We start from the raw sequence: 12,825 nt of genomic DNA, 5'->3' as shown, positions 1-12,825 counted from the left end.
TCACCTTATTTCGTTGCTTTTGGTAATACAATCTTTTTTTGATTGCGTGATTCTTTATATAAAACAACTGTAAGGCCGATTAATTGGACAAGCTCTGCATGTGCACCTTTTGCAAGTGCTTCTGCCACTTCATGTTTATCCTCTTCACAATTATCTAAAATACGCACTTTAATTAGCTCACGTACTTCTAATGCCTCACGAATTTGCTTAGTCATTTCATCATTTACGCCACCTTTTCCCACTTGGAAAATTGGTGATAAATGGTGTGCTTCTGCACGTAAAAAACGTTTTTGTTTACCTGTTAACATAAAAATTAGTTTCCTCCTAATTGCGCCTTTAGCTGCGCAATCATTGAATTTGTATTTGGATAGTTGCCCAACCAGTGCTCAAAAGATATGGCTCCTTGATGCACAAACATCCCTAAACCTGTCACAATTGTTGCCCCTTTTTCCTCAGCCGCTTGTAAAAAAGGCGTCATTAATGGATTATACACAATATCCGCAACAATTGCTCCTTTCTCAAGACGATTTAAGGAAAATGCCATTGAAAAATTGCCCGTAGCAAGACCTGCCGAAGTCATTTGCACAATGATGCTGAATTCAGCCAATGTCTCTTCCGCTTCCTTTAATGAAATGGCACGGCCAATACCCATTTCATCCACAATAGCTTGGGCATTGGCTACTGTACGATTGGTAATGGTCAAATCATTATAGCCTTGCTGCTGCATAGCAAATGCTATACCTCGGGCAGCGCCACCTGCACCAACAAGTAATACAGGCTTGTCTTTATGTGATGAACCTACTGCTTCTTCTAGTGAACGCACAAAGCCGACACCATCTGTATTAAAGCCTTTCAGCTTTCCGTTTGTTGTTCGTACAACTGTATTCACTGCTCCCATTTTTTGCGCCAACTCATCTAGCTCATCTAAATAGGGAATGATTGCTGTTTTATGAGGAATTGTTACATTCCAGCCACTTGCCCCTAAAGTTTTCAAGCCAGCAACTGCTGACTCTAATTGCTCAGAAGATACATGTATTGGAATATATGTCGCATCTATGGACATTTCCTCAAACCAAGCATTGTGCATGGCTGGTGATTTTGAATGTTCGATCGGATCACCAATAACTGCAAACCACTTCTTCATTTCCTAGTCCCTCTTCTCTCCTTCATCCTTCACCTTCTATATAAGTGATGGACGTATTGAAACTTGTACACCTTTAGGCGCGTATGCTGCTACTACGACATTTGCATGCTGTACAGTAATCCAACCTAGCCCAGAAAATACAACATCTGTTTTGGCTTCTTTGATGGAAAACTCATGGCGAACTAAAGGTGGAAGTTGGTCAATAAACTCTTCAGTCGGTGGTGCCAAAAGTTCTCCCTTATGTTCTGCATACAGCATATCTGCCTTCTCAAGCTTTGTTCGGTGAATCGGTAAATCATTTGCCACATGGATGGTAAAGGCAGAACGGTCTCCTTGAATAAAATCAAATCTCGCCAATGCCCCAATAAATAAGGTTTGTCCCGCATTTTGTTGGTAGACTTTAGGCTTGATTTCTTTTTTTGGCATAATGTATTTTAATTCACTTGAATCAATATGATGGGCCATTTGATGGTGATTAATAATACCAGGCGTATCATATAATGCACTTCCATCATCCAATGGAATTTCAATCATATCTAATGTAGTACCTGGGAAATGGGATGTAGTAATAACCTCACCCTCTCCTGTTGCCTGCTTAATAATGCGGTTAATGAATGTGGATTTTCCTACATTGGTACAACCCACAACATAAACATTTTGCCCTTGTCGATATTCATCAATGGCTTCCATTGCTTCGGCCATTCCCTTACCTTTATGGGCACTTACTAACAGCACATCAACAGGCTGAAGTCCTAACGCTTTTGCTTCGCGTTTTAACCAATTGATAACTTTTTTCGGTTTAACCGATTTCGGTAATAAATCAGCTTTATTCGCAATCAAAAGCACAGGATTCTTCCCTACAAAACGGTGTAGGCCAGGTAGCCAGCTCCCATTAAAATCAAAAATATCAACAATTTTTACGATTAAGCCTTGCTGTGTACCAAGGCCATTTAAAATGCGTAAAAAGTCGTCATCAGTTAATGACACTGGTTGAATTTCATTGTAATTTTTCAAACGGAAGCAACGTTGGCAAATGACCGCATCCTTTTCTAGTGATGATGGGGGTGCATACCCAACTGCTGTTTTATCTTCTGTTTGAATTGTTGTACCACAGCCAATACAATTTGGCATTTCAATCATTCTTGTTCCTCCCAAGTTATAATTCCTTTTCGTTTCAAATCATTAAACACTCGACGTTCAATGAATCGATTCAGTTTTGTTACAAGGCCATCAGACTGTGCAACAGGTTTTACTAGCACTGTATGCAAGCCTAAGCGATTCGCACCCATTACATCTGTAAGAAGCTGATCGCCTACCATGACTACTTCATTAGGACGCAAGCCTAATTGAATAAGGGCATTATAAAAAGCATTTCGCATTGGCTTTTTTGCCTTATGAATATATGGAATACCTAAAGGCTCTGCGAAGCGTTTAACACGTGCCTCCTTGTTATTAGACGCAATAATAACACGAATACCGGATTCCTTCATGATGCGCAGCCAGATAATCAGTTCCTCTGTTGCATCCTCACGATCCCACTCCACAAGGGTATTATCTAAATCGGTAATGATCCCTCTAATACCTAATTCTTGTAGTTTTTCAGGTGTAATTTCGAAAATATTCGTCACAAATTCGTTTGGTAATAAAAAATTATACAAAATAGCGACCCCTAATCTTAACGTATTATTCGACCATTATAGCATATTTGCAAAGGCTTCACCCATTCGAATTGGGTTGCCCTGAACAACATTTTCAGTAAACTCAATTGAATCCTTTTCAAACAGCATCACAACTGTTGAACCAAATGAGAAATAACCGACTTCCTGCCCTTTATACCAGTGTATTGTTCTATTCGTGAGCACAATTGAATTCACGAAGGTCGCACCCACTTTTATAAACGCTACTTGCTGATTATGTGCAGTTTTCAACTCTGTCACTAAACGGTAATTATGGGAAATTGGCTTTTTACCGTATGTAAGACCTATTTGATTCACAGGATAAGATTTCTGACCAAGCGTATACTGTCTTAGTACTTCCCCATCAATCGGGCTGTGAATACGGTGATAATCAGCAGGACTTAAATAAAAGACAATAAAATGGCCGTCTACATAGTTGGCTGCTCGCTCCGAATGACCAAGTAAATCCTCAAGTGCATATGGCTTACCCTTTACAAGAAAAGTCATATCCCATTCAATCCTTCCAAAGGATTCTACCTTGGCATCTACAGGACTTACATACACCATCGGATTTTTTTCAATTGGTCGTGCTTCTTCTAAAAGCTCTCTTGTAAAAAAATCATGTAAACTTGCAAATTGTTGTTGTTTTTTTGAAACTTCTTCAAGGTTTATATCGTATAACTTCATGTAGCTTGGAATTATACGTTTACTCCACTTAGCTTTCGCAATAGCTTGCAAAAGGTTGGAGGATTGCTTACCATTCGTTAGTTCTATCAAGCGTTGATATAGTTTTTCTTTCATTAGTAAAAACCCCTATCCATTAATTTAGACTGTCAATTTTTTCGCATTCGAAGTATAATGGTACAATATCTTAAGTGCAAAGGAGTGATCCCCCTTGTTTTTTTATCACAAGTTGGTGGATACCACGGTTAAGAAAATGAAATCGCACGCAGCTAACTTCATTACAATTAGTAATATGTCCTTTGGAGGCGCGGCTATAATGGCCACTTTACATGAATACTATAGCTATAGTGTCTTGTTTATCTTTATTGCAGCTCTACTTGATCGCTATGATGGTAAGGTAGCTAGAGCACTCGGACAAGTGTCTGAGTTAGGTAAACAATTAGATTCTATGAGTGATATTATATCATTTGGCGTGGCGCCTGCATTATTAATGTACGAAGTTGTTCTAGTTGATTTTGGTTTTGTCGGCATGATGATGGCCGTCCTGTTTATCGTTTGTGGTGCGATGCGATTAGCCCGCTTTAATATTAGTGAAGCAAATGGCTATTTCACAGGTTTACCTATTACAGCTGCTGGTACGTTCTTAACTTTAACGTATTTTGTAGCGACTACGTTCCATCCGGCCTTTTATCTTTTCCTTTTTCCAATTTTAGCTTTCCTCATGATTAGTACATTTACGTTAAAAAAAGTGTAACAGCACAATTGCTGTTGCACTTTTTTCATTTCCCACAGCTTTGAAACATATACTGTCGAAAAATGGGGAAAGGATGAAATCATTCAATGAGCGGAATTTTTACATCAATGTTGCAGTTATGGCTTGAGATCCCAGCGTTACTTGGCTATTTAAAGGGGCAAACATTCCATAAACCCTTTTCAAAAGAAGAGGAAGCTGCTTGTATTGAACGATTTTTAGGTGGCGACGAGCAAGCACGCCTGGACCTAATAGAACGCAATATGAGGCTCGTCGCACACGTCGTAAAAAAATTCCATCCAAAACATGAACAACTAGATGATTATATTTCCATCGGGACGATCGGGCTAATGAAAGCAGTAGAAAGCTATACCCCGGACAAAAAAACAAGACTTGCCACATATGCAGCTCGATGTATTGAAAATGAAATTTTAATGCATCTACGCACACAGAAAAAAGTGCAGAAGGACGTCTCTTTATTTGAGCCCATCGGAACAGATAAAGATGGCAATGCGCTTCAAATTCGAGATTTACTTCAATGTGATGAAGAAAGTGCAACCGAGAAAATCGAACATAAAGAGCATGTGGCACAGCTATATCATTACTTGCACATGCTTGATGAACGAGAACTAGAAATTGTGACACTTCGCTATGGATTAAATCAACAAGATGCCCTCACACAAAAGGAAATTGCAGCTCGTTTAAATATTTCTCGAAGTTATGTATCTCGGATTGAAAAACGGGCACTCATTAAACTCTATCAATTATACAAACGAGACCAAAAGTCAATTGAGTAATATATTGTAAAATGTTCACTAGGAAAATTCAATGTATCTTTGGCGGAGAATGTGCCGATTTTATGGCATAAAAAAAGCCCTTTGCGACATTGCTATGTCGCAAAGGAACTTTTTACATTTTATGAATGTGCTGATTCTGATAATTCTGCCGTAATCAATGTACCTATTAAAGTAGTGATAATCACTACACCTACTGTTAATAATAGCATCATGAATGCCTCCCATTCTAATATGAAGAGATTTATTACAGCTAGTGTAGCATTTATACTATTCATTCACTGTGATTTTTCTCACATTAGAAACTACCCATTTTGACCGTTTTGTGTATTATAGTGAGGCGATCGCTTGTAAGACAACTTGTGTCGAGTGTTTTGCAGCAACTGGTAAAAACTCATCAAAGCTAATGTTTGACTCTTTACCTGCAATATCTGATAAAGCACGAATTACTACAAAAGGTGTAGCAAATTGATAACAAACTTGCGCAACCGCAGCCGCTTCCATTTCCACTGCTTTCATTTGAGGGAAATGATGACGAACTGCTTCTACACGCACAGGATCATTCATAAATGCATCCCCTGAGCAAATTAAACCAATACCGTATTGATGCTCTCCAACTGCCTTAACAGCTTCCTCAGCTACTTTCATTAATCGTTCATCTGATTTATAAGCTGCTGGCATACCAGCCATTTGTCCAATTTCATAACCAAAAATTGTGACATCCACATCATGGTGACGGACTTCATCCGAAATGACTATAGCTCCCACCTCAAGGGCTTCGTCGTAACCACCTGCAGAACCTGTATTAATCACAACATCGGGCTTAAACTCATGCAAAAGAATGGTAGTGGACATAGCCGAATTGACTTTACCAATACCACTTTTTAATAACACGACTTCCTTGCCTTCATATGTTCCTGTTGTATACTCACTACCTGCTATTGTTGTACTTTGTGCATTGCTTAAAGATGCTCGTAGTAATTCTACTTCCTGTTCCATTGCGCCAATTACTGCAATTTTCATGTAATGTTACTTCCCTTCTTTATCAACTCTATTAAAAATAATCAAAAGAGTGATTTTCGTCAATAGGCGCCTTCTAATGTATTCAGCTGCTCAAGCTTTACAGGCAACCATCCTTCATTATCCACCCATTCCATACTGACACGGTACATCTGTGATTTATCTTTTGTTGAAACTGTGGCAATTGAAGAATTAGGACCACCGTTATTTTGCATACGCCAAATAATCAAATTATCTTGATTAATACCCGTTACACCTGTAACAGTTGCTACTTTTTCAGACCAGTCTATGGATGAAGAGTCGTAGGAAGACACATGCTGTCCCGTTTGAGTTGTAGGTGTTGGCTGCCAATTTTTATTTGTGATAACTTTCTCTACGTTTGGATTATCTGAAGTTGATTCTTCTGGCACACCTTGTTCCTGCTGATTTTCTTCAGGGTGTGATCCATCCTCTTCCTCTGAAGCTTGATCTTCTTCTACTGCCAGATCCTTTTCATCCTCTTTCACAGGCTCTTTATCCACTTCTTTGTTGTCGTCTTTTTCCTCTTGAGCCGGTTCATCTTTCACTGTTTGTTCTGCATCATCTTGCCATTTAAACACATAAGTTGCTGTGATAATAATTAGTACAACTACTACACCAATTAAAACATTCAATAGTTTATCTAGCTTTTTATTACGAGATGGCTGCAAATGACGACTACTACGAGTTTGTCGTTCACTCATATTTCCTCCCCCTCTCTAGCAAATATTCTATCAAGTTCGACAGCACTTGCAAAACAATTATACTCATTAATTTATTTCGTGGCATTTCAGCCTGAAATATAAAAGCAGCTAGCCTCCCTGAATTAGAAAGACCAGCTGCTTGTCCACTTACATATTATTTAATTGAAACAATCTTAACTTTCATTTCGCCACCAGGTGTTTGAACAGCTACTTCTTCGCCTTCAGCGCGGCCAAGTAAGCCTTTCGCAATTGGTGATTCGTTTGAAATACGGAATTCCATTGGGTCTGCCTCAGCCGAACCTACAATTGTATAAGATTCTTCATCAGTTGATGGTTTACCATTAATAATTTCTACAAATGTAACCGTTTTCCCAAGTGATACCACACTGTTATCTGTTTCATCCTCAGAAATAATCACTGCATTGCGAATCATTGATTTTAAAGTTGAAATACGACCTTCTAAAAAGGCTTGTTCTTCTTTTGCTGAATCATATTCAGCATTCTCAGAAAGATCACCAAAATCACGAGCTATTTTTATACGTTCAACGATTTCTTTACGTGTTTCAGTTTCTAATTTCACTAATTCTTCTTCTAATTTACGTTTTCCCTCAGCTGTCATAGGGTACTGTTTTTCATTTGCCAAAGTCCTTCACTCCTTGTTTCTTCAATATAAAAACATAAAACTCGACTAAATGCTTGGTAGGTGCATTTAATCGAATTTTATTATTTTTAAACGTTTTTCAAATTACGCTTTGACCTAATAGTATGCATGCTTTTTTTAAATATGCATGTAAATATTGTCAATACCACTCTATCTTATTACAATACGTTGTCGGTTTCAAGAATAGTTTTAATTTTCGTTACCATTAAATCAATTGCTACCTCATTATCCCCACCTTCAGGAATAATGATATCAGCATAACGTTTTGTAGGTTCAATAAATAAATTATGCATTGGTCGAACCGCTGATAAGTATTGATCGATAACTGAATCTGTTGTACGTCCACGTTCTTTAATATCGCGCATAATACGACGAATAATTCGTAAATCAGAATCGGTATCTACAAATAATTTAATATCCATTAAATCACGCAGATCAGCATCTTCTAGCACGAGAATTCCTTCTAGAATAATAACATCTACCGGCTCAACATGGATCACTTCTGCTGCTCTAGTATGCTGCACATAATCATAAACTGGCTTCTCGATTGGTTGCCGCACTAAAAGTTTCTTGATGTGCTGTATTAATAAATCATTATCGAATGCTAACGGATGATCGTAGTTTGTTCCTAATCGCTCTTCAAATGTTAAATGACTTTGATCTTTATAATAAAAGTCTTGTTCAATAACAACAACTGAATGCTCTCGGAAAACATCATAGATGGCGCGCGTCACACTCGTTTTACCTGAGCATGAGCCACCAGCGATACCGATAACAACAGGACGCTTCACTTCCATTAGTTATTCTCCTTTCGCATCATGTTATGCGGCATTAATGGTGTGTCACATTTAAATTTAACAATTTGTAATGGATGACGTGCTGCATCTAGGCTATTGCCATCTTCATCCCAAATTTCTCCCATTGTCAGACGGAAATTCTCGATTTCTGGGCCAAAGAACTCTACTTCGTCACCAGGTTTAAAATAATTTCGTTGCTGCATCGTAACCATTTTTGTTTCTGGATCATGTTCTAAAATTAAACCAGCAAATTCATATGTTGTTTTTCGGCCATGAATACCAAACATTTGCTCCTCTGAGCCAGGTGCATCATGGAAGAATGCTTCAGCTGTATCACGGTTTGCACATTTATCTAGCTCCTCTAGCCATTCACGTTTAATTTTAAAATTATCAGGATCAGCACAGTAAGCATCGATAACTTTGCGGTATACGGATACAACGGTTGCCACATAGTGAATCGATTTCATACGCCCTTCTACTTTTAAAGAATCGATACCAAGCTCGATCATATGTGGAATCGCTTCGATTAATTTTAAATCTTTTGGACTCATAGCAAAGGATGCGTGATTATCATCAAACAGTGCTTTTTCTTCCCCATCTTCTAATTCATATAAATCGTAATCCCAACGGCATGATTGGCAGCAACCGCCACGGTTAGAGTCACGAGCAGTCATATGGTTAGATAGAACGCAACGGCCAGAATAAGCAATACACATGGCGCCATGAACGAAAGCCTCGATTTCAATATCGACTTTTTCCTTCATCATTTTCATTTCTTCTCCGCCTACCTCACGTGCTAATACAACACGATGTAAGCCCTCTTCCTTCCAGTACTGCACTGCCTTCCAGTTGGACAATGACTGCTGTGTAGAAAGATGAATTTCAAGTTTAGGGGCAGCTGTACGACATGTTTCGATAATTAGTGGGTCTGCAACGATAATACCTGTCACACCTGCCGACTCAATATCTTTTAAATATCGCTCCAAGCCTGCCATATTTTCATTATGTGCAAATATATTTGTCGTTACATAAATTTTCGCACCATATTGATTAGCAAACTCTACCCCTTCACGCATTTCATCTATAGAGAAATTATCTGCATTGGAACGTAGACCAAACTCTCGTCCCCCAATAAATACAGCATCCGCTCCGTAATGCACGGCTACTTTTAATTTTTCTAAGCTACCCGCTGGGGCAAGTAGCTCTGGTTTTTTTGTAATGACACGTTTACCGTCGACAATGTCACGGATTTTGTCATTTTGTTCTAACGCTAATGCCATGTTATTGCCCCCTCTTAGTAAACAGTTTCCTTGAAGATAAAGCCTGTATCTAATGGTCTAATGGCTGGTTGAATATCTTCAATTTTTGCTAATAATTCATCTTTTATGTCATCATATGCTTCTTCGGATAAGTCAAAATATGCATCGATGGCTTTGCGATAGGCCTCCGTCACAGTTACCACATATTCTGGAGTTTGTAGCACACCCTCAATTTTTAAGGCATCGATGCCACCTTCGAATAATTCGCCAAGTTCATCAATAGCACACATGTCATTAGGACTAAAAATATGTGTACCGTTTACATCTTCGTAAATTGGATATTTATTATTGCGCTCATCATCATGTAGGAACATGTTACGATTATCTTTACGATTTTCAATTTCCATCACTTTATCTTGATATAAGAAATAATGGCCAAGAAGCGGGCGTTTTGATTGGAACATACAAGTCATACCATGTACTTGTACTTCAATTTCTAATTCTGCACTTTCTTTAATTTCTAAAACCTCATCAAGAGAAAGCTCACGTGCTAACACTGCACGAGTCGCGCCGCGTTTTCCCCAATAATTAGCCGTAAACCAGTTTGTTGCAGTCGTCTCAGGATTCCAATGCAATGGAATTGTTACGCCTTGCTCACGACGAATAATTAATACTGCTGGGTCGCCATAAATTAAACGATCCACACCGATACGTTGCATTTCTTTTAAATAGTCGGCAAGCGCCTCCAGTTTTTCATTATGGAAAAGGCCATTCACTGCAACATAAACTTTTTTACCTGCCGCGTGAATGAGCTTCGTTGCCTCTTCCACCTCATCTACTGAGAATTCTCCTGCTAGACGTAGACCAAATTGTTGTTCACCAATAACAAAAGCATCCGCTCCAGCGTCTAAAAGTGCTTTAATATGTTCTAATGATTGTGGTGTCACAAGCAATTCTGGTTTTTTCATAGTAGTCACCTCTTCAAACATAGTAATAAACCGTCACCTACTGGTAAAAAAGCACTAGTGTAATCTGGGTGCTGCATTATCCATTCTGTGAAGTTTTTTAAATTGCGGATCATTGTACGTTTTCGACGTGGGACATCCTTCAAATCTAGATCTGACAAGCCATGCATATACATATTGTCGATATACAAGACTCCGCCTGATTTTACGAGAGGCGCGTACTTTTCAAAGAAGCGCTGATATTGTCCCTTTGCGGCATCGATAAATACTGCATCGAACTCTGTGTCAATGGCCTTATCTTCTACCTCTAAAGCGTCGCCTTCAATGACCTTAATTCGATCAGATACGGTTGACCGTTCAATATAGGCTTTAGCTTTTGTCACACGCTCTATATCGCGTTCAATCGTAACGATATGGACATTTGGTAAAGCTTCTGCCATGCGAATAGCAGAATAACCAATTGCCGTGCCAATTTCTAAAATTTTTTGCGGATTTTGAATGCGCAACAATTGATTTAAAGCATCAATACCTGCAAGTTGCATAATCGGTACATGATTCTCCTCCGCGTATGCTTCCATTTCTAAAAGCAATTCATTACGTGGCTGTATAAATGATTGTATATATGCATCTGATAATTCCATTGTTCCACCCTCAATTAAAAGGCAACGTGCGCATGTAGCCGTTGTCCGTACTTCATCATTTATCAACAAAAAGAAAAAGACCAAACGTGATGTCTTGGTACTTTGCCATACAAAAATGAGCAATTGTTTTTGACATGCTCAAACAATTGCCACCACGCATATTTGTCCCGAATAAACGGATTGATCAAAAATCACACTTTATAATAGCATGAAAATAGAAGGAAAGCTATTTTTCTTTCCTTCTATTCCCTATGTTTGCTCTATGCCATTTACTCTTTGCTAACGCTTATTCTTCTTTTCGTAAATATTTTGCTACTTTCTGTAAATGTTCATCATATGTTTTCGAGAAGTGGTTGACACCCTCTTTATCTGCTAAGAAATAGAAATAATCTGTTTGACTAGGGTTTAATGTCGCCTCAATAGAAGTCTTTCCAGCACCCGCAATTGGGCCTGGTGGTAAGCCTTTATTTTTGTAAGTATTATAGGCATTATCTACTTCTAGGTCTTCATACAGCACACGATCTTTATGATCACCAAGCGCGTATAAAACAGTTGGGTCTGTTTGTAGTGGCATCCCTTCATCAATACGATTATAGAAGACACTTGCTATTGTCTCTCGATCTGTTTGAGCCGTAGCTTCTTCTTCCAATAATGATGCAAATGTTAACAGTTGGTGAACGGACATTTGTTTTTCCACTAAAACATCACTGTAATTTTTCACCACATTGTTCATAGCCCCTATCATTTCTTCAACAATCGCTTCTAGAGATGGTTTCTCCTCATAGTACGAGTAAGTAGCTGGATATAAATAGCCTTCTAAATCATAGCGAATATTGTCAGCTAACACTGCATCCGTTACTAGCTCAGGGTAGTTGGCCATCATTTGTTGAACAAATGTGTCACTTGTTACTAAATCCATAAATTCCTTTTGTGTATATGGCGTTTTCTTTTCAATAACTTTCCCAATTTGCTCAATTGTTAAGCCTTCAGGAATCGTCATTGTAAAGACAGGTTTTCGGTATACCTTCCCTGTTTTTAAGCTTTCGATAAGTTCATCAAATGTCATCGCTTGCGTTAAATCGTAATTCCCTGCTTGGAATTGAGATTCGTTTTTAAATTTTGCATAGTATTTAAAAACACGCGCATCTTTAATAACACCTTTTTTCTCTAATAATGTAGAAATTGAACTCAAGCTAGAACCGATTGGTACTTCTACTGCAATTGCTTTTGTCGCGTCAGGATCCAGTGGTTTTAAAGCACCCTTAACATAATTGTACCCAAATAAACCGACAATCCCTATAACGAGGACAAAAACAATTGCCACAATGGCAACGATTTTTCTCACGATTTTTACCTCTGATTTTTTTTCTTGCATTTTTGAAAACATTTCTTGTTTTTTAGTACCGTTATCCACGGGTTTCCCCCCTATCACTATCCAATATCATACTAGAAATCAACTATCACGACAAACAGAAATCGACAATTCAGGAGAATTTGCATAAATAAAAAAATCTGCCAGCTATTTTTGCCAGCAGATTGTCTTGCTAAAAGCTTTGTGAAATAGCTTTAATATCATTACTTTACAATACTATCAGACTGTAATTATTGCTCTTCTAAGATGTTCGATTATTGTAATAGAAATGTTTAAACTTGATGGAAAGATTCTTTACTAAAACTAAAAAACTCCGAGTGGCTCCTAACCACTCAGCGT

Annotated in this window: 15 protein-coding genes; 2 read left to right on the top strand and 13 right to left on the bottom strand. The window is 38.3% G+C overall.

From position 1 onward, the window contains the following. Positions 1 to 5: 5 nt before the first annotated feature. From yhbY to AC1Q6O_RS10785, 5 genes are read right to left on the bottom strand one after another with little or no spacing between them, the layout of a single operon-like run. Positions 6 to 308, bottom strand: coding sequence for a ribosome assembly RNA-binding protein YhbY (yhbY, locus tag AC1Q6O_RS10805; protein WP_008180921.1), 303 nt, complete (start codon positions 306 to 308; stop codon positions 6 to 8). A gap of 5 nt (positions 309 to 313) precedes the next feature. Beyond that, on the bottom strand, positions 314 to 1,144 hold the full coding sequence (aroE, locus tag AC1Q6O_RS10800; RefSeq protein ID WP_492401165.1) for a shikimate dehydrogenase: 831 nt from the start codon (positions 1,142 to 1,144) through the stop codon (positions 314 to 316). A gap of 36 nt (positions 1,145 to 1,180) precedes the next feature. After that, positions 1,181 to 2,284, bottom strand: coding sequence for a ribosome biogenesis GTPase YqeH (gene yqeH / locus AC1Q6O_RS10795; RefSeq protein ID WP_089986657.1), 1,104 nt, complete (start codon positions 2,282 to 2,284; stop codon positions 1,181 to 1,183). Continuing rightward, entirely contained in the window at positions 2,281 to 2,802 is a 522-nt protein-coding gene (locus AC1Q6O_RS10790) for a YqeG family HAD IIIA-type phosphatase (protein ID WP_089986658.1), read from the bottom strand. Before AC1Q6O_RS10790 ends, yqeH begins: the two co-directional genes overlap by 4 nt. A gap of 36 nt (positions 2,803 to 2,838) precedes the next feature. Beyond that, positions 2,839 to 3,621 (bottom strand): phosphatidylserine decarboxylase, encoded by a 783-nt coding sequence (locus tag AC1Q6O_RS10785; RefSeq protein ID WP_008180928.1) that lies wholly within the window; start codon positions 3,619 to 3,621, stop codon positions 2,839 to 2,841. Positions 3,622 to 3,757: 136 nt separating this feature from the next. Between AC1Q6O_RS10785 and pssA the strand changes: the two genes are divergently transcribed. Next, entirely contained in the window at positions 3,758 to 4,258 is a 501-nt protein-coding gene (gene pssA / locus AC1Q6O_RS10780) for a CDP-diacylglycerol--serine O-phosphatidyltransferase (RefSeq protein ID WP_008180930.1), read from the top strand. 86 nt (positions 4,259 to 4,344) lie between these two features. Then, positions 4,345 to 5,052, top strand: a complete 708-nt coding sequence (sigK, locus tag AC1Q6O_RS10775; protein WP_008180932.1) for an RNA polymerase sporulation sigma factor SigK — start codon at positions 4,345 to 4,347, stop codon at positions 5,050 to 5,052. A gap of 327 nt (positions 5,053 to 5,379) precedes the next feature. Here the strand turns inward: sigK and mtnN are convergent, their stop codons facing one another. The 8 genes from mtnN to mltG all read right to left on the bottom strand — a co-directional run bounded on the left by mtnN (position 5,380) and on the right by mltG (position 12,528). Beyond that, positions 5,380 to 6,072: a 5'-methylthioadenosine/S-adenosylhomocysteine nucleosidase gene (mtnN, locus tag AC1Q6O_RS10770; RefSeq protein ID WP_375106115.1), complete on the bottom strand. Its 693-nt coding sequence runs from the start codon at positions 6,070 to 6,072 to the stop codon at positions 5,380 to 5,382. 59 nt (positions 6,073 to 6,131) lie between these two features. Next, positions 6,132 to 6,791 carry a YrrS family protein gene (locus AC1Q6O_RS10765; RefSeq protein ID WP_096365193.1) on the bottom strand — a complete coding sequence of 220 codons (660 nt, stop codon included), beginning with the start codon at positions 6,789 to 6,791 and terminating at the stop codon, positions 6,132 to 6,134. Between the two features lie 154 nt (positions 6,792 to 6,945). Next, on the bottom strand, positions 6,946 to 7,434 hold the full coding sequence (greA, locus tag AC1Q6O_RS10760; protein ID WP_008180941.1) for a transcription elongation factor GreA: 489 nt from the start codon (positions 7,432 to 7,434) through the stop codon (positions 6,946 to 6,948). A gap of 176 nt (positions 7,435 to 7,610) precedes the next feature. Then, entirely contained in the window at positions 7,611 to 8,249 is a 639-nt protein-coding gene (udk, locus tag AC1Q6O_RS10755) for a uridine kinase (protein WP_008180943.1), read from the bottom strand. Beyond that, the gene (locus tag AC1Q6O_RS10750; protein WP_008180945.1) at positions 8,249 to 9,529 is read right to left on the bottom strand and encodes a peptidase U32 family protein; all 1,281 of its coding nucleotides are present in this window, start codon (positions 9,527 to 9,529) and stop codon (positions 8,249 to 8,251) included. The genes udk and AC1Q6O_RS10750 overlap by 1 nt, the downstream gene beginning before the upstream one ends. 14 nt (positions 9,530 to 9,543) lie before the next feature. After that, positions 9,544 to 10,476, bottom strand: a complete 933-nt coding sequence (locus AC1Q6O_RS10745; RefSeq protein WP_492401161.1) for a peptidase U32 family protein — start codon at positions 10,474 to 10,476, stop codon at positions 9,544 to 9,546. 5 nt (positions 10,477 to 10,481) lie between these two features. Beyond that, the gene (locus AC1Q6O_RS10740; RefSeq protein WP_036127267.1) at positions 10,482 to 11,114 is read right to left on the bottom strand and encodes an O-methyltransferase; all 633 of its coding nucleotides are present in this window, start codon (positions 11,112 to 11,114) and stop codon (positions 10,482 to 10,484) included. 286 nt (positions 11,115 to 11,400) lie between these two features. Beyond that, on the bottom strand, positions 11,401 to 12,528 hold the full coding sequence (gene mltG / locus AC1Q6O_RS10735; protein ID WP_025114354.1) for an endolytic transglycosylase MltG: 1,128 nt from the start codon (positions 12,526 to 12,528) through the stop codon (positions 11,401 to 11,403). Between the last annotated feature and the right edge of the window lie 297 nt (positions 12,529 to 12,825).

The organism is Lysinibacillus sp. GW823-FHT06C08, assembly GCF_058795135.1.
Note: the sequence above shows the minus strand (reverse complement) of the source record. Positions and strands in the feature narration are given on the sequence as shown.